General features: G+C 38.1%; 22 protein-coding genes. 16 read left to right on the forward strand and 6 right to left on the reverse strand.

Annotation, left to right across the window (positions count from 1 at the left end):
• The first annotated feature begins 16 nt into the window (after window positions 1-16).
• From ACVWYG_RS04495 to ACVWYG_RS04560, 14 genes are all read left to right on the forward strand, one after another.
• Window positions 17-1027: a 2Fe-2S iron-sulfur cluster-binding protein gene (locus ACVWYG_RS04495; RefSeq protein ID WP_457268953.1), complete on the forward strand. Its 1011-nt coding sequence runs from the start codon at window positions 17-19 to the stop codon at window positions 1025-1027.
• Window positions 1027-2064: an NADH-quinone oxidoreductase subunit NuoH gene (gene nuoH, locus ACVWYG_RS04500; RefSeq protein WP_457268954.1), complete on the forward strand. Its 1038-nt coding sequence runs from the start codon at window positions 1027-1029 to the stop codon at window positions 2062-2064. The genes ACVWYG_RS04495 and nuoH overlap by 1 nt, the downstream gene beginning before the upstream one ends.
• A 74-nt stretch (window positions 2065-2138) precedes the next feature.
• On the forward strand, window positions 2139-2642 hold the full coding sequence (locus ACVWYG_RS04505) for a NuoI/complex I 23 kDa subunit family protein (RefSeq protein WP_457268955.1): 504 nt from the start codon (window positions 2139-2141) through the stop codon (window positions 2640-2642).
• Between the two features lie 123 nt (window positions 2643-2765).
• Window positions 2766-3257 (forward strand): NADH-quinone oxidoreductase subunit J family protein, encoded by a 492-nt coding sequence (locus ACVWYG_RS04510; RefSeq protein ID WP_457268956.1) that lies wholly within the window; start codon window positions 2766-2768, stop codon window positions 3255-3257.
• A gap of 13 nt (window positions 3258-3270) precedes the next feature.
• Window positions 3271-3600 (forward strand): NADH-quinone oxidoreductase subunit NuoK, encoded by a 330-nt coding sequence (nuoK, locus tag ACVWYG_RS04515; RefSeq protein WP_457268957.1) that lies wholly within the window; start codon window positions 3271-3273, stop codon window positions 3598-3600.
• A 16-nt stretch (window positions 3601-3616) separates the two neighbouring features.
• Complete coding sequence (gene nuoL, locus ACVWYG_RS04520) at window positions 3617-5518, forward strand: NADH-quinone oxidoreductase subunit L (protein ID WP_457268958.1); 1902 nt, start codon at window positions 3617-3619, stop codon at window positions 5516-5518.
• A 21-nt stretch (window positions 5519-5539) separates the two neighbouring features.
• Complete coding sequence (locus ACVWYG_RS04525; protein WP_457268959.1) at window positions 5540-7015, forward strand: complex I subunit 4 family protein; 1476 nt, start codon at window positions 5540-5542, stop codon at window positions 7013-7015.
• A 7-nt stretch (window positions 7016-7022) separates the two neighbouring features.
• Window positions 7023-8399, forward strand: coding sequence for an NADH-quinone oxidoreductase subunit N (locus ACVWYG_RS04530; RefSeq protein WP_457268960.1), 1377 nt, complete (start codon window positions 7023-7025; stop codon window positions 8397-8399).
• Window positions 8400-8446: 47 nt separating this feature from the next.
• On the forward strand, window positions 8447-9106 hold the full coding sequence (locus tag ACVWYG_RS04535; RefSeq protein WP_457268961.1) for a DedA family protein: 660 nt from the start codon (window positions 8447-8449) through the stop codon (window positions 9104-9106).
• A gap of 5 nt (window positions 9107-9111) precedes the next feature.
• Window positions 9112-9663 carry an inorganic diphosphatase gene (locus ACVWYG_RS04540; protein WP_457268962.1) on the forward strand — a complete coding sequence of 184 codons (552 nt, stop codon included), beginning with the start codon at window positions 9112-9114 and terminating at the stop codon, window positions 9661-9663.
• The gene (locus tag ACVWYG_RS04545; RefSeq protein WP_457268963.1) at window positions 9663-10979 is read left to right on the forward strand and encodes a hemolysin family protein; all 1317 of its coding nucleotides are present in this window, start codon (window positions 9663-9665) and stop codon (window positions 10977-10979) included. The genes ACVWYG_RS04540 and ACVWYG_RS04545 overlap by 1 nt, the downstream gene beginning before the upstream one ends.
• Window positions 10980-10989: 10 nt before the next feature.
• Window positions 10990-11694: a 16S rRNA (uracil(1498)-N(3))-methyltransferase gene (locus tag ACVWYG_RS04550; protein WP_457268964.1), complete on the forward strand. Its 705-nt coding sequence runs from the start codon at window positions 10990-10992 to the stop codon at window positions 11692-11694.
• A 123-nt stretch (window positions 11695-11817) separates the two neighbouring features.
• Window positions 11818-12402 carry a DUF4159 domain-containing protein gene (locus ACVWYG_RS04555; protein ID WP_457268965.1) on the forward strand — a complete coding sequence of 195 codons (585 nt, stop codon included), beginning with the start codon at window positions 11818-11820 and terminating at the stop codon, window positions 12400-12402.
• Window positions 12403-12404: 2 nt separating this feature from the next.
• Window positions 12405-12905: a biotin/lipoyl-containing protein gene (locus ACVWYG_RS04560; protein ID WP_457268966.1), complete on the forward strand. Its 501-nt coding sequence runs from the start codon at window positions 12405-12407 to the stop codon at window positions 12903-12905.
• An 89-nt stretch (window positions 12906-12994) separates the two neighbouring features.
• On the opposite strand, the gene ACVWYG_RS04565 is transcribed toward ACVWYG_RS04560, so the two are convergent.
• Window positions 12995-14632 (reverse strand): SUMF1/EgtB/PvdO family nonheme iron enzyme, encoded by a 1638-nt coding sequence (locus ACVWYG_RS04565; RefSeq protein WP_457268967.1) that lies wholly within the window; start codon window positions 14630-14632, stop codon window positions 12995-12997.
• A gap of 287 nt (window positions 14633-14919) precedes the next feature.
• Between ACVWYG_RS04565 and porV the strand changes: the two genes are divergently transcribed.
• Both porV and ispF read left to right on the forward strand, forming a co-directional pair.
• Entirely contained in the window at window positions 14920-16110 is a 1191-nt protein-coding gene (porV, locus tag ACVWYG_RS04570; protein ID WP_457268968.1) for a type IX secretion system outer membrane channel protein PorV, read from the forward strand.
• A 37-nt stretch (window positions 16111-16147) separates the two neighbouring features.
• Window positions 16148-16627: a 2-C-methyl-D-erythritol 2,4-cyclodiphosphate synthase gene (gene ispF, locus ACVWYG_RS04575; protein WP_457268970.1), complete on the forward strand. Its 480-nt coding sequence runs from the start codon at window positions 16148-16150 to the stop codon at window positions 16625-16627.
• A gap of 105 nt (window positions 16628-16732) precedes the next feature.
• Here the strand turns inward: ispF and ACVWYG_RS04580 are convergent, their stop codons facing one another.
• From ACVWYG_RS04580 to ACVWYG_RS04600, 5 genes are all read right to left on the reverse strand, one after another.
• Window positions 16733-20137, reverse strand: coding sequence for a glycosyltransferase (locus ACVWYG_RS04580; RefSeq protein ID WP_457268971.1), 3405 nt, complete (start codon window positions 20135-20137; stop codon window positions 16733-16735).
• A 235-nt stretch (window positions 20138-20372) separates the two neighbouring features.
• Window positions 20373-21245: a pirin family protein gene (locus ACVWYG_RS04585; protein WP_457268972.1), complete on the reverse strand. Its 873-nt coding sequence runs from the start codon at window positions 21243-21245 to the stop codon at window positions 20373-20375.
• A gap of 37 nt (window positions 21246-21282) precedes the next feature.
• Window positions 21283-21813 carry a YceI family protein gene (locus ACVWYG_RS04590; RefSeq protein ID WP_457268973.1) on the reverse strand — a complete coding sequence of 177 codons (531 nt, stop codon included), beginning with the start codon at window positions 21811-21813 and terminating at the stop codon, window positions 21283-21285.
• A 125-nt stretch (window positions 21814-21938) separates the two neighbouring features.
• On the reverse strand, window positions 21939-22526 hold the full coding sequence (locus ACVWYG_RS04595) for a Crp/Fnr family transcriptional regulator (RefSeq protein WP_457268974.1): 588 nt from the start codon (window positions 22524-22526) through the stop codon (window positions 21939-21941).
• 19 nt (window positions 22527-22545) lie between these two features.
• Entirely contained in the window at window positions 22546-22698 is a 153-nt protein-coding gene (locus ACVWYG_RS04600; RefSeq protein WP_457268975.1) for a FeoB-associated Cys-rich membrane protein, read from the reverse strand.
• Between the last annotated feature and the right edge of the window lie 68 nt (window positions 22699-22766).

The raw sequence follows: 22766 nt of genomic DNA on the forward strand, positions 1-22766 counted from the left end.
TGTCTGATTTTCAATAATGAGTGATAAAGTAAAAGTTACTATAGACGGAATAACAGTAGAGGTAGATAACGGAACCACTATTTTAAATGCTGCAAGGCAAATTGGTGGCGATATTGTGCCTCCTGCCATGTGTTATTATTCTAAATTAGAAGGTAGTGGCGGGAAATGCCGTACCTGTATAGTCAAAGTTAGTAAAGGCTCGGAGAAAGATCCTCGGCCTATGCCAAAACTAGTTGCATCATGTCGAACTACGGTAATGGATGGGATGGAAGTGCAAAACATTACTTCTCCTGAAGTTTTATCGGCTAGGGCTGGTGTGGTCGAAATTCTATTGATCAACCATCCTTTAGATTGCCCAATTTGCGATCAAGCTGGGGAATGCGACTTACAAAATTTAAGTTATGAACATGGTTTGCAGAAAACTCGCTATGAATTTGAGCGTAGAACTTTCGAACGCATAGATATTGGAGATAAGGTGCAACTACATATGAATCGCTGCATTCTTTGCTATCGCTGTGTCTATGTCGCTAATCAACTTACAGATAACCGCGTGCATGGAATTTTAAACCGAGGCGATCATTCAGAAATATCTACATACATCACTAACGTTATAGAAAATGATTTTTCTGGAAACGTAATTGATGTTTGTCCAGTTGGTGCCTTAACTGATAAAACATTTAGATTTAAAAATAGAGTTTGGTTCACGAAACCTGTACAGGCGCATAGAGATTGTTCGCACGCAAACTGTAAAGGGGAAGTAACGCTCTGGTACCGTGGTGAAGATGTGCTTAGAGTTACTGCTCGAAAGGATGAGTTTGGCGAGGTAGAATCTTTTATTTGCAACGAATGTAGGTTCGAGAAGAAAAGTACTTCAGATTGGGTGATAGAAAATCCAACCCATATTGATGATACTTCCGTAATTTCTTCGAACCATTACGAAACTTTGATACCTTTGCCGGTAATTAAAATCAACCCGATGTTGCAAGCTGCAAATGAGATCGAGTTACATAAAAAAGTAAAATATTAATGGAAAGCGGTTTCATTGTTGAGAAATTTATATTGGTTGCCGTGGTTTTTGGCATCAGCTTGGTCATTGCGATGTATTCTACGTATGCAGAACGGAAAGTTGCTGCTTTTTTACAAGATAGGTTAGGTCCAGATCGCGCAGGACCGTTTGGGATACTTCAGCCGTTGGCAGACGGAATGAAAATGTTTATGAAAGAGGAAATCATTCCTACCTCTGCAAACAAATGGCTTTTTATGGTTGGTCCCGGCCTGGCAATGCTTACCGCGTGTATTGCAAGTGCGGTAATTCCTTGGGGAAGTCCAATGATTGTAAACGGCAGAACCATCCCTCTTCAAGTTAGCGACATTAACGTTGGTGTGTTATATATTTTTGGCGTAGTATCTCTTGGTGTTTACGGTGTGATGATTGGTGGCTGGGCATCAAACAATAAATATTCTTTGTTAAGTGCCATTCGTGCAGCCTCACAAAACATCAGTTATGAAATTGCAATGGGTTTATCTATTATCGCTTTGCTGTTGATGACAAATACCCTTAGTTTAAAAGAAATTGTAGACCAACAGCACGGGTGGAACTGGAATGTGCTTTATCAGCCGTTGGGTTTTTTAATCTTTATGATCTGTTCATTTGCCGAAACCAATCGTGCACCATTCGATTTACCGGAATGCGAAACCGAGCTTATCGGTGGTTATCATACAGAATATTCTTCCATGAAACTTGGTTTTTACCTATTTTCTGAGTACATCAACATGTTTGTTTCCTCAGCAGTTATGGCAACATTGTATTGGGGAGGCTATAACTATCCGGGCATGGATTGGGTTGCAGCACATTTAGGAACAGTAGCTGCGCCGCTTATTGGAACAGCGGTTTTATTTGCGAAAATATTTTTCTTCATCTTTTTATTCATGTGGATTAGGTGGACGATTCCACGTTTCCGCTATGATCAATTGATGAATTTAGGGTGGCGGGTTTTGATACCTTTGGCTATCGCTAATATTGTTATAACAAGTATAGTCATCGCATTTATAGAGAAATTTTAAAATTGCCGACTCAATAGGAGAGTTGAGAATGACAATACCTATTTATTAAAAAACCCATTTAGGGCGGAAGTTATATGGAAGCATTAACAAAAAACAAAAAAGTATTAGAACAAAAGCCTTTAAGTTTCATGGAGAAAATATATCTCCCTGCAATTGGCAAGGGCATGGCCATTACTTTTAGCCATTTGTTCAAAAAACCAGCTACGATAAGATATCCAGAAGTTCAGAGAGAATTTTCGATCAATTTTAGAGGCATGCATTCGCTAAAGCGAGATGAAGAAGGAAAAGAGCGTTGCACTGCTTGTGGGCTTTGTGCTTTATCTTGTCCTGCTGAAGCGATTACCATGATTGCGGCTGAGCGAAAACCTGAAGAGAAACATCTTTATAGGGAAGAAAAATATGCTGCAACCTATGAAATCAATATGTTACGTTGTATTTTTTGTGGATTGTGTGAAGAAGCTTGTCCAAAGGAAGCAATCTATTTGGATGGACCAATTGTGCCTGCAGATTATCTACGTAAAGACTTTATTTACGGAAAGGATAAATTGGTTGAGGCTCCATTAGAAATGTTAAAATAACTGAGAGTGTGCCCTATTATAGAGATTAGAATTTTCGATTGACAGGGATAAAAATAGAATAAAGATTGCCTCATACTTCGCAATGGTGTTATGAGAAAACAAACAAATAAAATTGATAGATAAATGGGTACACAAGTATTCTACTTCGTTGCAACCTTAAGCGTATTGTTTTCGCTAATGGTTATTTTTGCAAAGAATCCCGTACATAGCGTTATATATTTAATTATTACGTTTTTTACATTTACGGTTCATTACGTATTGTTAAATGCCCAGTTTTTGGCCGTCGTAAACTTTATTGTTTATATGGGAGCCATCATGGTGCTCTTCCTATTTGTGCTCATGCTGCTAAATCTTAATAAGGAAACAGAACCATCAAAATCTCCTTTGATCAAAATTGTGGGGGTTATTGCAGGATGCTGTTTGGTAGTTACGCTCGTTGGATCGTTTAAGGCCGCTTCCATTACAAATCCGCTCACTTTAAAATCTTCAAACTTGGGTTTAGTAGAAAACCTGGGGGATGTTCTTTTTCATAAATTTTTATTGCCATTCGAGCTTTCATCATTGTTGTTGCTGTCTGCTATGGTTGGCGCAGTTTTATTATCAAAAAAAGATTAAGTAAAATCTTACTATGCAAAACATAACTACCCAAATGCAGGGCGTGCCACTTAACCATTACATTTGGTTTTGTGCCATTATTTTTACCATCGGCGTAGTGGGCGTACTTACACGTAGAAATGCCATTGTTATTTTTATGTCAGTGGAGTTAATGTTAAATGCGGTAAATCTACTACTTGCTGCTTTTTCTGTTTATCACAACGATCCATCTGGGCAAGTGTTTGTGTTTTTTATTATGGCTTTAGCAGCAGCCGAAGTGGCCATTGGGTTAAGTATTATTGTAATGGTTTACAGGAATACTAAATCTATAGATATTAATGTGTTGAATCGCCTTAAGTGGTAAATATATTTTGCTTATAATGACAATAGAAAATTTAATTTGGTGGGTTCCGTTGCTTCCTCTACTAGGATTTTTAATTAATGGACTTGGCAGAAATACGTTATCAAAACAACTGATCGGCTTTATAGGCAGTGGTGTTGTATTGGCTTCGTTTATAATTAGCATTATTATTTTTTTCCGGTTAACCGGCGATACAGAAAAGCAGCACACCGTTTTACTGTTTGACTGGATCAGCGCAGGTAAGCTTACAATCCCTTTGTCTTTTTTGGTTGATCCGCTGAGTGCTATTATGCTCCTCGTAATTACTGGCGTGGGATTTTTAATCCATTTATATTCCATCGGCTACATGCACAGCGACGAAGGTTTTGGAAAGTTTTTCAGTTACCTAAACCTTTTCGTTTTTTTTATGCTTTTGCTTGTGCTTGGCTCGAACTACATTGTTATGTTTATTGGGTGGGAAGGCGTAGGGCTGTGTTCGTATTTACTAATTGGGTTTTGGTATACCAACGGTAGTTTTGCCTCTGCAGCCAAGAAAGCATTTATTATGAATAGGATAGGAGATTTAGGCTTCCTATTAGGCGTTTTTTTAATGTTCAATTTTTTTGGAAGTATAGAGTTCTCCAAGGTTTTTCCACAGGCAGCAAACATGCTTCCGGGAAACAATACAATCGTCCTTATTACCATTTTATTGTTTATTGGCGCCTGCGGAAAATCGGCGCAATTGCCGTTATTTACCTGGTTGCCAGACGCAATGGCTGGCCCGACTCCGGTTTCTGCACTCATTCACGCAGCCACCATGGTTACTGCTGGTATTTACATGATTGCACGTAGCAGTGTGCTTTTTGATTTAGCTCCACTTACTCAAAATATCATCGCCATCATTGGAACGGCCACGGCACTTATTGCAGCAATTATCGCGCTTACGCAAACAGATATAAAAAAGGTACTCGCATATTCTACCGTGTCTCAATTGGGCTATATGTTTTTAGGCCTAGGCGTTGGCGCATATACAGGGTCTTTTTTCCATTTATTAACACATGCTTTTTTCAAAGCTTTACTGTTTTTAGGTGCAGGATCTGTAATTCACGCCATGCACCACGAGCAGGACATGAGGTCGATGGGCGGTTTAAGAAAGAAATTGCCTATCACTTTTATCACCATGATGATTGCCACCGTAGCGATTTCTGGAATTCCACCTTTTTCTGGATTTTTCTCTAAAGACGAAATTTTAGCGAACGCTTATGAACACAGCAGAGTGCTGTGGGTTATTGGCGTGTTTACAGCTTTCTTAACGGCTTTTTACATGTTTAGAATGATGTTTTTGACGTTTTTCGGTAAATATCGGGGTACGCATCATCAAGAGGAGCACATACACGAATCTCCTGCAGTTATGACTATTCCACTAGTTGTATTGGCAGTTTTGGCAGCTATAGGTGGTGTAATAAACATTCCACATATATTTGGAGGAAATGAATGGTTGGCACATTGGCTAACTGGTGCTAACGTTACACAACATGAGCTAGGTTTAGATCGGGCAACAGAATATTTGTTAATGGGGATATCTGTGTTTGCAGCTTTGGTCGCTATTTTCTTTGCCTACAGTCGTTACCTTAAAACAAATCATGTACCAGTTGCAGACGTTGCGCACCGGTCAATAGTGGCAAAAATATCTTATCATAAATTTTACCTTGATGAGATTTACGATTTTATCATCGTAAAGCCTTTAGACGGACTCTCTAGATTCTTTTATAAGGTAATCGACACTAAATTTATTGACGGGATAGTGAACGGACTTGGGTGGAGCACTAGGGAAACGAGTAAAGGAGTGAGGTTATTACAATCAGGAAACGTCGGTTTCTACATATTTATGATGGTTTTTGGAATCATCGCACTGCTGTTATATACATTTTTATACATATAAAAAGGGTTCAAAATTTTACTGATGGAACAACTTTTACTTATTTTATTTATTCCTTTATTGGGCGCATTGATAACTTCATTTGCAGGGAAGCAGGCAAAGTTTGTTGCTGTTGCATTTTCTGTTGCATCGTTAATTCTTACGCTGTATTTAGTTTTTTCTTTTGTGCCAGATGCTTCCACTCAGTTTGAGGTTAATTTGCCGTGGATAAATGAGTTGGGCATTCATTTTCATGCCGGCATAGATGGCATCAGCATGTTGGTGGTGCTACTTACCAATGCACTTATTCCTATCATTATTCTATCGAGTTTAAAGCACGACTATAAAAACCCAGGTGCTTTTTACGCGCTAATTCTTTTTATGCAATGTGGCATGTTATTGGTTTTTACTGCAATGGATGCCTTTTTGTTTTACATCGGTTGGGAAGCTGCACTAATACCAATCTACTTTATTTGTGCTGCTTGGGGTGGGAAAGACCGGATCCGCATTAATATGAAGTTTTTCGTGTATACCATTGCTGGTTCTCTTTTTATGTTAATGGGCATTATATTTTTATACCTTCAAAATCCCGCACATAATTTCGAAATTCAATCGTTTTACAATCTTAACTTAGACGCTTCTCAACAGAGTTGGCTATTTTGGGCATTCTTTTTAGCATTTGCGATTAAGATGCCAATATTTCCGTTTCATACTTGGCAGCCAGATACCTACAATGCAGCCCCAACTCCCGGAACCATGTTGTTATCCGGAATTATGCTTAAAATGGGTATTTACGGGTTGATCAGGTGGTTATTACCGATTGCTCCAAAAGGGGTGCAAGAATGGGGAGATTTAGCGTTGGTGCTCTCAATAATTGGTATTGTGTATGCTTCTATTATTGCATTTACACAAAGAGATGCGAAACGACTTATCGCTTATTCATCGATCGCCCACGTAGGGTTAATTGCGGCCGCAATCTTTGCTTCTTTCAGTCTTGGTAATCAGGGTATTGAAGGATTACAGGGCGCAATGATTCAAATGCTTAGCCACGGTATAAATGTTATCGGTCTGTTCTTTGTGATAGACATTATATTTTCTCGTTTAAAAACAAACACCATCGCAGAACTAGGCGGGATTGCTAAAATGGCACCACAGTTGTCCATTGCGTTTCTAATCATTCTACTAGGAACTGTTGCGCTACCGGGAACCAATGGTTTCGTTGGTGAGTTTTTATTGTTATTAGGCGTTTATCATTACAGCATTTGGGCCGCCGCCTTTGCAGGTTTGACCATGATTTTTAGTGCGGTCTATATGTTTAGAATGTATCAAAAATCAATGCTTGGTAAAACCAACAGTTTAACGTTGGGCATGACGGACATTAAAGGATCGGAGAAGTTAGTGCTGTACACCATCTGTATTTTGGTAGTCGCAATTGGTGTTTATCCAAAGCCAATTTTACATTTAACAGAAGCATCGGTCCAGCATTTATTAGAACAAGTACACCAAAAATTAATTCAGTAACAGAGCAATGAATATTATTATTACCATTAGTATTACCGCCTTTATTGTGCTTTATGCAGGTTTGTTTAAAGCAGGTAAGGCGTTATTGCCAATAGCTATCGTTGGTTTATTAGCTGCTTTGGGCTTCGTTTTCTTTAAGTGGGATACCAATATTGTGTATTACGATATGATGAAAATGGATAATTTTGCGTTGGCCTTTTCATCGCTTTGCGTAATAAGCACCTTGTTTGTACTGCTGCTCTCTCAAAATTACTTTGCTAGTAAAGGAGAACACGTGGCCGAGTATTTTACATTAATCCTGTTTTCTCTCGCAGGAATGGTTATGATGGTTTCATTTCAAAACATGGCAATGCTTTTTATCGGCATCGAAATCATGTCGGTAAGTCTGTACATTCTTGCCGGAATTAGAAAGTCTGATTTTGCTTCGAACGAAGCTTCGTTAAAATATTTTTTAATGGGTGCTTTTTCTACTGGCTTTTTGCTGTTTGGCATAACGCTCCTTTACGGGGCTACCGGTAGTTTTGATCTATTAGCGATTAAAACTTATGTGTTAGATAATCCAACCAATATTTCTCCATTATTTTACCCTGGCATTATCCTAATGCTGATAGGACTGTGTTTCAAAGTTGGGGCTGCACCGTTTCATTTTTGGGTGCCTGATATTTACGAGGGTTCTCCATCTTTAGTGTCTACCTTTATGGCGACCGCTGTAAAGACAGCAGGTTTTGCTGCTTTTTTAAGGTTATTCTTGTTTGCACTTGCACCACTACACGATTTTTGGGAACTTCCGCTTACCGTTATTGTGTTTTTAACGTTGTTTATTGGCAATGTGACCGCGTTATTCCAAAACAATTTCAAAAGAATGTTAGCTTACTCCAGTATTTCTCATGTAGGTTATATGCTTTTTGCACTTATCGAGCTAAATCAGGGCAGTAGCAACAAGATTTTGTTTTATGCAGCAGCCTATACATTTGCAACCATTATCGCGTTTGCGGGATTGATTTTGGTAAAGCAACGCACAGGAAGCGATAGTTATGAGCGTTTTAACGGATTAGGCAAACGAAATCCTCTGCTCGCGATTTGTATGGCAATTGCGTTGTTATCTCTTGCAGGAATACCGCTTACAGCCGGTTTTATTGGTAAATACATAATGTTTTTAAATGTGATGCAGAGTTATCACGTCTATCTGGTCGGATTTGCAATATTAAATGCACTTGTTGGATTTTATTACTACTTCAAAGTAATTGTTGCCATGTATTTTAGAGATGGAGAGGACGATGTTAGCATTACAATTCCTACTCAATATAAATTAGTGATGGTTTTGTCTGCAGTGATTACCATCGTTTTAGGTATTTATCCGTCAATACTCTTAAACTTATTTTAACGCCCACTTTGTTTGATATTTATTTGTAGTTTTACGAATAAGTCATTATGCAAGAATTTTGGAACAGCCTGCACCAAATCATCTCTCCGGATAAACTTTTAAGAGAAGGTGGGTTCTATGTTGTTTTGTTCATTATTTATGCGGAAACAGGTCTATTCTTCGGGTTTTTCCTTCCCGGCGACTATTTACTTTTTTTAGCGGGAATGTTCGTCGCCACTGGTAAACTAGATGTTCATATTGGTACCTTAATAATTGGCCTAATCATTGCAGCCATATCTGGTAATTTTACTGGTTTTTGGTTCGGACAAAAAACCGGGCCGGCATTGTACAAGCGTAATGATAGTCTTTTCTTTAAAAAACGTTATTTGAAGGCTGCTGAAGAATACTATAGGAAGCAAGGGGCATTTGCCCTGATTATGGGCAGGTTTGTGCCAATTGTGAGGACGTTCGCACCAATTGTGGCGGGAATTGTAAAGCTTGATGAAAGGAAATTCGCGCTATACAACATTGTAGGCGCTGTTTTATGGGTCACTTCGTTAACGGTTCTTGGTTATTTTCTTGGCAAAAGATTTGAGAAGGAAATTACGGATTATCTTTTTTATATAATAATTGGATTTATATTAATAACAACCATTCCATTATTAATTACCTTTGTAAAAAACAGAGTAGATAAATCCTCTGATAAAGAAGACATAAATATTAAGTAGAAAAAATGGCGAATGACGATCATCATGCTTGGCACTCCGTATCCCCGGGCGAAAACGTACCAGAAATAGTTAACGCAATTATAGAAATTCCGAAAGGTTCCAAAGCAAAATACGAAATAGATAAAGAGTCGGGATTGATTAAGTTAGATCGCGTTCTATTTTCTTCCGTGATGTATCCGGCAAACTACGGATTTATCCCCCAAACTTATTGTGATGACAAAGATCCACTAGACATCTTGGTTTTGTGTTCGGTAGATGTTTATCCGCTCACCTTGGTAGAAGCAAAAGTCGTTGGCGTAATGCATATGGTAGACGGTGGCGAACAAGACGATAAAATCATTGCAGTTGCAGCACATGATATGTCTGTAAATTATATTAATGATTTAGACGAACTACCTCCACATCAAATGAAAGAAATTGTACGTTTTTTTCAAGATTATAAAGCATTGGAAGGAAAAAATGTAACCATAGAGCATTTGCTTGGGGTGAGGTACGCGCACAAAGTAATATTGGAAAGTATAGAACTTTATAACCAATTATTTAGAGATAAAGCCTAATGGGTTGGGATTTATTTTGGACTCTTTCTTTAGTATTACTAAATGGTTTTTTCGTAGCGGCCGAATTTGCGATCGTAAAGGTACGTGGCTCACAGATAGAAATTAAGGCCAAAGACGGCAGTCAGGTTGGTAAAGTTGCAAAGTTAATCGTCCATAATTTGGATAACTATCTCGCAGCTACGCAGCTGGGCATAACACTTGCCTCCCTTGGGCTAGGTTGGATTGGCGAAAACGTTATGCATCAGATTGTGCATGATTCTATGGCTAATGTAGGCATAGCAGAAGCTTACATCACCACTACATCTACCATCATTGCGTTTTCAATTATTACGGTAATGCACATCGTTTTTGGCGAGCTTGCGCCTAAATCTATTGCCATACAACGCCCGGTAGCTACAACCATGTTTATATCGCTTCCCTTGCAAGCGTTTCATTTTATCTTTAAGCCATTTATATGGATGTTAAACGGACTGGCATCGTTAATTTTAAAATTAATAGGTATGCAGTCATCTGCGGGGCACGAGTCTTTACATAGTACAGAAGAACTTCAATACTTATTAGATCAGGGAAGAGAAAGTGGTGCGCTGGATTTTAACGAACATGAGATGATTAAAAACGTGTTCGATTTTAACGAGCGGGTGGTAAAGAACATCATGGTTCCGCGCACTAAAATTTCTGGTGTAGAGCTTCGCACTCAACAAGAAGAGGTGATCGAAGTTATCATAAAAGAAGGTTATTCTAGGTTGCCTGTATATGATGAAATAATGGATAAAATTGTTGGAATTATTCATGCCAAAGATATTTTACCTTTGGTAGCTGCAGGAAATAAAAGTTGGACGCTTAGTGATATCATTCGAAAACCCTTTTTTGTTACGGAAACCAAGAAAATCAATGATTTGATGGGTGAATTACAGGTGAAAAGAATGCAAATTGCCATTGTTTTGGATGAATTTGGAGGTACCGCAGGGATGGTTACTTTGGAAGACATTGTAGAGGAATTAGTGGGAGACATTCAAGACGAATATGATGAGGAAAAGCCGCTTGTTGAGCAAGTCAGTGAAAATGAATTTATTGTAAATACCTTCGCAACGGTATATGATGTCAACGAGCATCTTTCCCATGACTTACCGGAAGACGAAGATTTTGATACCATTGGTGGCTTAGTGTCTCATGTATTCGGCAAAATACCCGAGGTTGGGGAAAGTAATGAGTCTTACGGTTATCTATTTACCATTTTAAAGAAAACAGAACAGAATATAGAGACTGTAAAAATGGAGCTTGTAAAAGCTGAAGAAGATGGAGAGGATGATCATTAGCAGATAAGCCATGCACATTTTTTATACGCCAGACATTTCGCTGCCCAACTACACGCTTAACGGAGAGGAAAGCAAACATTGTGTGCGGGTTTTGAGGTTGGTGGTCGGCGATGTGGTAAATCTAGTTGATGGTAGGGGAGGGTTTTATTCCGCAGAAATTTCGTCAGCCGATCCTAAAAAAGTTGGTTTGCATATTTTTGAAGCGCAAACCGAATACGGAAAAAGACCATTTAGATTGCACATTGCCGTTGCTCCCACCAAAAATATCGATCGGTTAGAATGGTTCTTAGAAAAAGCGACAGAATTGGGTATAGATGAAATTACGCCGATTATCTGTCAGCGATCTGAACGGAAAGTGGTAAAACTAGAAAGGCTTTTAAAAGTAGTTACCTCCGCGATTAAGCAATCTTTAAAGGCGTACCTTCCCAAAGTAAATGAAACCGTAAGTTTTGAATCGTTTATAAATACAAATACCTGTGCAAATAAATACATTGCTCACTGTCTGTCCGCAGATAGCAAACAGTATTTGTCACAAACCATCATTAGCGGCGAAGATTGCACAGTGCTAGTGGGGCCTGAAGGCGATTTTACTGCCGACGAAATTAACTTAGCTTTGCAAAAAGGATATAAAGCCGTAACTTTAGGAAACACAAGGTTGCGGACCGAAACTGCTGCTTTAGCCGCATGTTTTGAAATTAATTATCTTAACAGATAGACGAAGTTGAAATTTCCAATTGTTAAATTTTTGTTGGTTAGATTAAAGAAGACCATCTCTGGTTGTATTCTTATCGTGTTCTTATTACTGTTTTGTTTTAGTTTTACGACGCCAACATATCGAATGGGGAAGCTTAAGTATAGCGGCGGTGGCGATTGGTATGGAGATAGAACTGCGTTGCCGAATTTAATTGCCTTTTGCAATTCCAATTTGAGAACAAATTTCTACCCTCAAGAGCGTGCTGTTGATGTGGGAAGCAAAGAGCTTTTTAACTATCCTTTTGTTTTTATGACGGGACATGGAAATGTTGTTTTTAGCGAGCAGGAAGCTAAGAATTTGAGAGCCTATTTAACTGGCGGTGGCTTTTTACATATAGACGATAATTATGGCTTGAATAAGTTTGTGAGGCCTCAGATGAAAAAAGTCTTTCCTGAGCTTAATTTTGTAGAGCTTCCTGCCAATCATCCAATTTATAACCAAAAATATAAATTCCCTAACGGCTTACCAAAAATCCACGAACATGATGGGAAACGCCCTCAAGGCTTTGCTCTTACTTGGAAAGGGAGGGTTATTTGTTTTTATACTTACGAATGTGACCTTGGCAATGGCTGGGAAGATTTTGGGACTTACCCAACGGATACACAAGAAGCGCGCACGCAGGCCTTGAAAATGGGCGCAAATTTAGTCCAATATGCATTAACGCAATAGCTATGGTCAAAATTAAAGTAAACGATAGGAATGATTTTCAAGTTGAGTTTTTCGGCAAACGGATAGTTGCAGATGGAAAAGAATTAGAAATTGATGTAAGTGATTTGGGCGAAGGATTTTGGAGCATTATTTATGCCGATAAGTCATATCAGGTTGAATTGGTTGATGTAAACAGCGCTGAAAAAAGCTATGTATTGAAAGTTAATGGTCACGCATATCAATTGAACATTGAGGACAGATTTGATAAATTATTGCATCAGTTAGGGATGGATAATCTAGCTGCCGGTAAAGTTTCAGAGGTGAAAGCGCCGATGCCTGGACTCGTTTTGGCATTAAAAGTTAAAGAGAATGATGAGGTTGCCAAAGGGGATAGATTGTTAATCTTAGAGGCAATGAAGATGGAAAACGTGTTGAAGTCTCCAGTCGATGGAATAATCAAAAAAATTTTAGTGCAAGAAGGAAGCAAAGTGGAGAAGAATCAGGTTTTGCTAATTTTCAAGTAGAATTTCGCTACAAAAAATTTTCCTATTAAATTAAAATGGCCAACCTTATAAAAAGTTGGCCATTTGAATTGGCTGCAATTTTCAAATATTTATCTTCGTTTCTTACCTGCTTTAAAATTTCTTTTACCTACAGTGCTTATCTCAGGTGCGCCTAGCATCGTCATCGCGCATCGGAAGCCTACCTCTGCAGAAGATTCATCCTGTTGTAGAAATCTCCTTGTGGCAGGATTCAACCAATAAGCCATATCGTTCCAAGAACCACCTTTATAAACGCGAGATTTATCGTTTACCAAAGAAACTCCTTCTTCATTTAATAACTTATTTTGACGGTCTCTATAACCCCGTTCATCTGAAGTATAGTTTGTAACAGGTGTTGATGGATCAATAGAATTTGAGATTGAGTCTGCACGTTTTCCTAAAATTTGCTTCTCTTCCCAGGTTAATTTTTTACCGGAATAAGCACTTACCTTAACTGGTGTTCCGTATTTATCCAAAGCGAGTTTTCCTGCAGCTGGATCTGAAAGCTTGTTGTTTTGGAAATCATTACCTCGATAAGGATTAAAAGCATTTACGTCTTCAAATGTTCCCGGCCTATATACGTCATTTACCCACTCATTCACATTTCCGGCCATATTGTACAAGCCGAAATCATTAGGTTGATAATATTTTACAGGAACAGTTAAATCGCCTTTATCGTTTAAAGAACCTCCGACACCCATATAATCTCCAGCGCCTCGCTTAAAGTTGGCCAGTATCATACCGCGCGTCTTACGATCGGCAGAACTTACACCCAAGCCATTCCAAGGATAAATTTTCTCGTCCTTAATGTTTTCGTAATCTGTATTGCCAATCAAACCAAGCGCAGCATATTCCCACTCTGCTTCTGTCGGTAAACGATATGGTTGTAATACAATACCATCTTCCAAGGTAACATGTCTTCTTGCAACATCTCCACCTTTTTTACCTGCGTTTCCAATAGATGCGCCCGCTGCAGCCGTATAATCTTGTGGAGCTTTCGCACCAAGATCATTGTACTGCCCATTTAAATAAGCATCTGTATTAAAAGGCTGAGTCGGTTTTTCAGTATTGGCTTGTGTTGTGGTATTATTTTTTCCTTGTTTAGTTCCAGCCAGTTGGTCGTATCCGGTTAAAATTTGTTTTTTTCTCAGAATATATTCGTTTGCTTGAGAAGTTCTCCACTCGCAAAATCTTGTTGCTTGCTCCCAAGAAACTCCTACAACGGGATAGTCTTGATAGGCAGGATGACGAAGATAGTTGTTTACGTACGGCTCATTATAGGATAGTGCACGTCGCCAAACCAATGTATCTGGCAAGGCATTGTAATAATATTCATGGTCATCAGGAAAGCTTACCCTTATCCAGTGCAAATACTCCAGCCAATCTGTATTACTTACTTCGGTTTCATCCATATAGAAAGATGGAACTGTAACTTGCCTACGGTAATTGTAAATGCTTGGTTCGATACCAGGAACAGCGATGGCGCTACCTCCAACTACCAAAACTCCACCTTCTATAGGAACTAATCCAGGGCCAGCATCCCGTTTGTATTTTGTGTTAACAACGAAACTGCCATATTTGTGATTTTTTCCATCTGCATAGGGAATTCCAGTTTTGCTAGATACATTGTCGCGATTTTTATGGCTGCAACTGGTAAGTGCTAATAAGGTAGATAAACATACACAAGTGTATATGAATGTTTTTTTCATAAATACTAGATAATAACGTTTTAAGCAAGTTTAATCTTTAAAACTACGCAAATTTAAGTCAATTAATAGACTTATAAAAATAGTTTTAAAATTATATTTTACATATAAATCATTAAAAACTAGACTTTTGTGAAAAATGTAGTGGTAAAAATACAAGAAAATGGATGTTTTGTTTAATGTTTGCGAGGTAAATTTAGTGTTTGTAAATTGTTAAAATTTGAAATATTAGCTCGGGTTATTCGTTTTAGTGTTGACTGCAAAATCTAAAATTGTGTACTTTTAAACAAATGAATTTCAAGTCTATCGGCACGCTTGCTTTTTCTATATGGTCTACTGTCTTGGTGTTTGAAAACGCAAATGCACAAGTGGTTATATCTGGGGCTGAAACGAACGGAAGCCAATCTAACAATATAATTTCTGCTGTCCCTTTCTTATTGATCACCCCCGACGCTCGAATTGGTGCTATGGGTAATGCTGGCGTTGCTGTATCACCCGATGTGAACGCTGCTAGCATAAATCCTGCTAAACTTGCTTTCTTAGATAAACCATACGGATTTTCCGTGTCTTATAGCCCATGGCTTAAAAATCTTGTGCCTGACATTAATTTAGCCTATTTAAGCGGATACTATAAATTTAAAGATAGATATACTTTGGCCAGTTCTTTTAGATATTTCTCCTTAGGACAACTGGCGCTTGCAGATGGTAGTGGACAAGAGCTCGGTATTGCCAACCCAAATGAGTTGGCGGTTGATGTAAGTTTTGCAACAAGTTTTGGAGATCATTTTTCTTTGGGAAGCGCTGTGCGTTACATTTATTCTAATGTTACTGGTGGCCAGTATGTGGTAAATGGAGAGAGCCATGCAGGCAATGCAGTTGCGGTTGATGTATCGGGCTTTTATAAAGCTCCTGCTCAATTATTTAATAAAAATGCCCTAATTTCTGCAGGTGTAAATATATCTAACATTGGCACAAAAATGAGTTATGGAAACACCGGACCGAGTTTGTTCTTGCCTGGGAATTTAAAAATTGGTGCCGCCGCTACTTCCGAGGTGGATGAGTTAAGCACCCTCACCTTTGCATTAGATTTTAATAAATTACTCGTGCCCACACAACCTTTTTATGATGCCAACAACCATATAATAGCTGGGCGAGATCCCAACAGATCTTTACCTTCAGGCATTATCGGATCTTTTATTGATGCGCCAGGCGGTTTTAACGAGGAGTTGCGGGAAGTTGGAGTTTCTACTGGAGCAGAATACTGGTACAATCAACAATTCGCGCTGCGCGCAGGTTACAATTATCAGAGTCCTAGTAAAGGAAATAGCCGTTATTTTACCATTGGGGCTGGTTTGAAGTACAATGTATTTAATATAGATTTTGCTTATCTCGTAGCGAATACTCAAACAAGTCCTTTGGCAAATACCTTACGCTTTAGTCTTTTGTTTAATTTTGGAGAACAGAAGATGCTCAAAAAGTAGTAGTTTGCAGTTTGTTTAAGAAGCAAAGTTTTGTGTGATGAAGATTAAGATAGGATTTGGATTTGATGTACATCAGTTAAAAGACGGACACCCCTTTTTTGTTGGCGGTGTTAATTTGGAACACCATAAAGGTGCTTTTGGTCACTCTGATGCCGATGTGCTTTTACACGCCATTTGCGATGCCATACTTGGAGCGGCAAATTTGCGAGATATCGGATTTCATTTCAAGAATACAGATCCGCAATGGAAAGGCATTAGTAGTTTATTATTATTAGAGGAAACAGTAAAGCTAATAAAGGGAAAGGGTTTTGAAGTGGGCAATGTCGATGCAATGCTGTGTTTGGAAGCGCCAAAAATCAATCCTCATATCACGAAAATGCAAGAAAACATTGCTAGAGTAATGGGCATTTCTGTTGAAGATATTTCTATAAAAGCAACTACCAACGAAACGATGGGTTTTATTGGTAGAGAAGAAGGTGTGGTAGCTTACGCGGTCTGTCTTCTCGAAAAAATATAACAACTTAATGCTAAGTTACCTTAATCGCCTTAATACCAAAAATTTGCCTGAACCATATCTTTTGAAAACCTATTGTTCAGGCAAATTCCAGCTTTTCTAAAAATGTCAAACAACTGCTTCTTTTACATTGCCGGTTCGTTTTAGTGTTCCCCAGGTTTCTAACTGTCCTCTTAATGCTCCTCTACAGGCTCTAAAAAGCACTATATACATCAGTTGCCTCCAATAAAACCGCTGTGGAAAAAGGTAAAGGAGATTTTTCATCTTCTCTTTTTCCATACGAAAAGCAATCGCAGCGAAAAACATATCTACCACAATAAAAATGATGTAATAAAAGAGTACTTGTCCAAATCCATTGTGCAAGCTTAGTATACCGGAAAAACCGGTAAGCGTCAGGTTATTTATGGCACTCAAAGAGAATATGCCACCAATAAGAGAAATCAACATAAAGAAATCAGCCAAAGGCGAGAAGAGCGGTAATATAATTTGATAAATCAGAATATTTGGCATTCCTACCATTCCAAAATAGCCGAATTTTTTATTCATAAAAGTTTTTCTGTTCTTCCAAAAACTTTGCATCACTCCAAAACTCCAACGAAAGCGCTGCTTCAGTAACATTTCTACACTTTCGGGTGCTTCTGTGTAGGCAATTGCGGTATCACAATTCTTCACTTTATATCCCGCACGTAAAATGCGCATAGTAAGGTCGCAATCTTCTGCCAACGTATCTATCGTGAAGCCGCCGACTTCTAAAACAACTGATTTTCTAAATGCACCAATTGCTCCGGGAACTACTGTAATGGTATTCAACAAATCGAATGCACGGCGGTCCATGTTTTGCGAGGTTATGTATTCGATAGATTGCCAAGTGGTTATTAAATTGTGGGCATTACCGACTTTAACTGTACCCGCAACAGCGGCAATGTCTTCATCGTAAAAAAGCCTCATCAACTCTGTTACTGCATTTGTTTTCAACTGCGTGTCTGCATCGATACATACCAAATAATCTCCCGAAGCTTTTTCAATACCAAAATTTAACGCAGATGCTTTACCTCCATTTATTTTGCTATAAAGCCTCACTTGCGGATGATTGCTGAACCTCGCGGTAACAATTTCGAAGGTCTTATCTTTAGATCCATCATCTATAAAAATAAGTTCAAAATTCGGATAATCTAGCTTCAACAAGCTATTAATGGTTTGCACGGCTGTAATTTCCTCATTGTATGCAGGAATTATAATACTAACCAAATCTTTCGGGTCTTTGATAAGCAAATCTGCATGTTTACGCGCTAATTTTCGCTGGCGTAACGCTAGGTAGGCAATGAATAATGTACGCAGAATAGCCAATACAATGGCTACAGTAAAGATCACATTCAAAACTATATTGCCATAGTAGAAGAAATTGATAAAAAAATAATCACCTGAGCCCAAAAAGCCGGTATTTGCTGCCGAATTTACTTCAGGCATTAATTCAGATTTTTTTTTCCCCATCAAATCTCCAATGGTGGTAAAAGTATAACCTTGTTTTTTAAAGTAGTGTATAATTCGTGGAAGGGCCGCAACGGTCGCTTCGCGATTTCCTCCGGCATCGTGTAATAGGAGAATATTTCCGTTGTCTTTTTGTTTTACAACCTCATTAAATATTTGATCGGCTGTTTTCCCAGGCTCCCAGTCTTCAGGATCTATAAATTCGCCAATATTTATGTAATTTTCTTTTCGGCTTTGTGCAACTGGTAAAATTTCTGATGTATTTTGCGGTTCTGCATCTGCGTTAAAAGGTGCTCTAAACAGAATGGTACTATGTCCGGTAACCGCTTCTATAAGACGTCTTGTTGAGTTCAGCTCAAATTTAACTCGCGCAGGACCTATCGACGACATATCTGGATGGAAAAAGGTATGATTTCCGATCAAATAACCGTCATCATACTCTTGGCGCAAAAGCCCCATATTTTTTTCGGCCATAATGCCCACTACAAAAAATGCGCCGGGCACTTTTTCTTCTTTTAAAATATTTAATACTTGCGGCGTATAGGTAGGGTCTGGCCCATCATCAAAGGTTAATACAATCTTTTTCTCCGCATAACCAAATCGTTTGATTACATACGGACTTGGCATTTTGATATAGCGTTGATTGGCAATCGTAAAATTATCCTTATTTAAGGTAAATCTAACTACTCCGGGCGCTGGTGTAGATATCAAATCTAATATTTCTCCCTCACCAATGTAGTTAATGCCATTCATTGTAAGTGCAGAAATCGTTCTTAAGTCAAAAGGTTTCTTTTTTAAAGCCTCTAGACTTAAATCCTTTGAAATATATTGCCATAATCTTTTGTCCTCAGAGCCCAAACGCCAAAGGGCTATTCCTGCTATTCCCCAATCATCTGCTTTGCGAATTAGATTAAAATACGTTGCGGCATTGGTAAAATACACGTGATGCTGCGTGCCGTTATCCGCTTTATATTTGTAGTTTAAATTGGCAGAAACCGGATCGAAAGTTATTTTGCTTTTGTAACTTACTGCGGTAGTCATTGCTTCTTCATATGTCATCGGTATGCCAATGCTTTGCTCGGGCCAATCATAGCCATAACACGCAAGCGCCAAAATCACTTTATCCGCATCCACTTTGCTGCACAAATCATCTAATTTTTCTTCTACCCATTGTTGATTTGAAATATCGCCAGCATTACTTTCTTCACTGTGCTGATCGTATGCCATTAATACCAAATAATCATTGTAATGCTGTAAAATCTTTGGATTGTAGTCGTCATTGTCTACAGCAATATCTTGCATAACTAGTAAGTTTTGCGCATGAAATTGCGTGTAGATGTTTTTCATGAGGTTGTTAAACCCCCCTTGGCTGTCTGCATTTACTTCTTCAAAGTCAATATTTATGCCTTTATAATTGTATTTTTTTACCAAAGAGATTAGATTTTTGATAAATGCCTGCTGCGCACTGGTATCGCTTATAAGCTTTTTTACAGCTTTGCCGTCCCAACCACTTTTGTTATAATTAGAAATATCAGCAATTGCAGATTTCCCTGCTTTATTGATTACGTTTAAGGCAGCAGTATCGACTTGCTCATTTATAGAATCTCCACGTAGAAAAAACGACTCCGTCGCAACCATATCTAAATGGCCAATATTGCGTTTTAAATCTGATAGCGAGTTTTCTCTAGTCGCTGCCCAACTAACATAAAAGCCCATGTTTATCCTTTTTTTATCGCCATGTACAGACGCTACATGCTTTTCTCTGTCTTTTCGGATTTTTTCCAAATGGGACTTTGCGATGGAGAAATCCTTGTACTTCTGAGACTTCTTCAGTTTGTTTAATTGTTTGGCGTTCAATTTTCCACTGATGTCTAAAAAAGGCAATTTCGGTGCTTGAACAGAAGAAAGCGTAAGTACAACACATATTATTGCAACTACAAAAACGATAAGAAAAGTTCTGCTAATCCATGTAAAGGTATTCCAGCGGGTTTTCTTCTCAGTTTGAAAAATTTGTTTTCCGGACATTTTTTTTTCTGATTTATCATCAAAAGTCGATAAGTAACATGAAGAACATGTGAAACTATTTTTTATGGAGAAAAAAAGTTTTTATCGGTTTTTGAGAGGGTTTATTAGACTTCAAATGTAATCCTTTTTTGAGCTGAATTGGCTTAGAGAAACAGAAAAATTTTCCATCCAAAAAAGCCCGACTTTCAATGAAAATCGGGCTTTTTTTTGAATTGATCAGGTAAGAGTAAAAATTTTATTCCTCTAAATAGCCGAATTTGCCCATATTATAATCATCAATCGCCTGTCTTATTTCGGCTTCCGAATTCATTAAAAAAGGTCCGTACTGTACAATTGGCTCATCAATTGGTTCACCGCTCATAATCAGAACAACGCTGTCTTCAAGCGCCTCTAAAGTAATTTTTTCGCCTTCATTTTTAAAATAAGCCAAAGTATTAACATCCGCCAACTGATTGTTGTTAATTCTCGCTTTTCCTTCTACCACCATAAAACCCGTGTTATTGCTACTCGGAAAATTAAAGTCAACTTTCCCATGTTTGTTTAACCGAGCGTTGTACAATTCTATTGGACTAAATGTATGTGCAGTGCCCTTGACACCTCGGTAGTTTCCTGCTATAATTTCTAGTTTACCGCCAAAATCTGAAATGTCTACACTCGCCATTTCTTTGTGTCTAATGGGTTGATACCTAGGTTTTCCCATTTTGTCCTTCGCAGGAAGATTGATCCAAAGTTGTATCATTTGAAAAGTACCGCCCTTAATGCTGTAACTTTCGTCATGATATTCTTTGTGCAGAATGCCACTGGCAGCCGTCATCCATTGTACATCGCCAGGATAAATAACGCCGCTGTTTCCATAACTGTCGTGATGTGCAACCGAACCATGATACGCAATGGTAACTGTCTCAAATCCCCGGTGCGGGTGGCTGCCTACACCTCTAGGTTTTTTTCGAGCAGAAAATTCAATCTTTGACCCATAATCAAGCAAAAAGAATGGATTCATGTCAATCTTATAACCGCTTGGGAAAAAATTATGTACCCTAAAACCATCACCAACCATGTGCGGTGCCGGTGCACTTAGTATTTCCAATACTTCCTTTACGTTTTCCATTACATTTATCCAATCTAATTCTTTTCAGAATTTATCTTTAGGCCTGTTTAATAAATTGTAATTCACCTACTATTCTCACTTCTTCACTCACAACTACTCCGCCTGTTTCTAAAGCTGCATTCCAAGTTAACCCAAAATCAGTGCGATTGATTTTTCCGGTTAATGTAAAGCCAGCTTTCGTTTGTCCGTAAAGGTCTGTTACGGTTCCACCATATTCTGCAGTTAATTTTACAGGATTGGTTTTGTCTTTTATAGTAAGGTTGCCTTTTACGATGTAATTATCACCATCTTTTTCAACCGAATTAGATTTAAAATCAATGGTTGGGAAATTTTCTGCATCAAAAAAGTCGCCGCTCTTTAAATGGTTATCTCTATCACTATTTCCGGTATCTAAAGACTTTAAATCGCCAGTAAACGAAATCTCGGCGCCTGTAAAGGTATCTTCTTCGGCGTTTAGCTCAGCCGTAAATGATTTTAAACTTCCTGTTACAGTTGTGATCATTAAATGCTTAACCTTAAACTGTAATTCACTATGGGATTGATCTAAACTCCATTTTTGTGTTTTCATATTTTTTCGTGTTAGGAAGTTTGTTCCTACCGAACAAAAGTACAGCAGAATATAATGGTGACTATTGATGTATGTTAATAAATCAGTTCGTGATTTTGCGTGTAAATGCGGATTCTCAGGAATTTTTAAGTGCGAAAGTGGTTCTTGGCGAGCTCTTTACGAACTCTGCTCAAAGATTCTGGTGTTATACCAAGATAGGAGGCAATCATCCATTGTGGTGCCCGAAGAGTTAAATTGGGATAAATTTTTAAAAAATCTAAATAACGTTCAGAGGCAGTAGCGCCCAATAGCATATTTATTCTCTTCTGCATAAATCGAATAGAATTATTTAGTAGTGTTATTTGCATGGGTAAAAGATTTGGAATCTTTGCGGCGGCCATGTCTAGAAAATTATTTGGCAATAAAACAGTTTCAGTATCTTCAATCGCATCAACAAAAAAAATCGATGGCTGATCTACCATAGAATTCCTGTCGCCTATGAGCCAGTTTTCTGGAGCAAATTGTAAAATGTGTTCTTTTCCTTTGCTATCTAAGGAATATGCCCTTAACAATCCTTTACTTACAAAAAAAATATGTTGGGTGTGTTCTCCTTCTCGAAAAATAATTTCACCTTTCTTAACTTTCTTAATTCTTAAATGGCCGAAGTTTTGAGCAAACTGTTCATCTGTTATCTCTATTTTTTGTTTGAGGTAATCTCTAAATTTTTCTAGCATAACAGCAAGTTGATTTCTATTACGATTCTACTTTCGAAAAATCTACGCCACATTTATTGCATCCTGTACCACAACCATTTTTTTTAGATTGGATAGACCTATAGACCATTCTTGCAACATAGGCTATGGCCGCGATAAATAGTAGAAAAACGATAATGGCTTGCGTGCTCATACACAAATGTAACAATAGAATAGATTTAGGATTTCAGTTTTATGTAAAATTGAAAAAATTAAGGAAGA

Source organism: Pedobacter sp. UYEF25 (assembly GCF_054061655.1).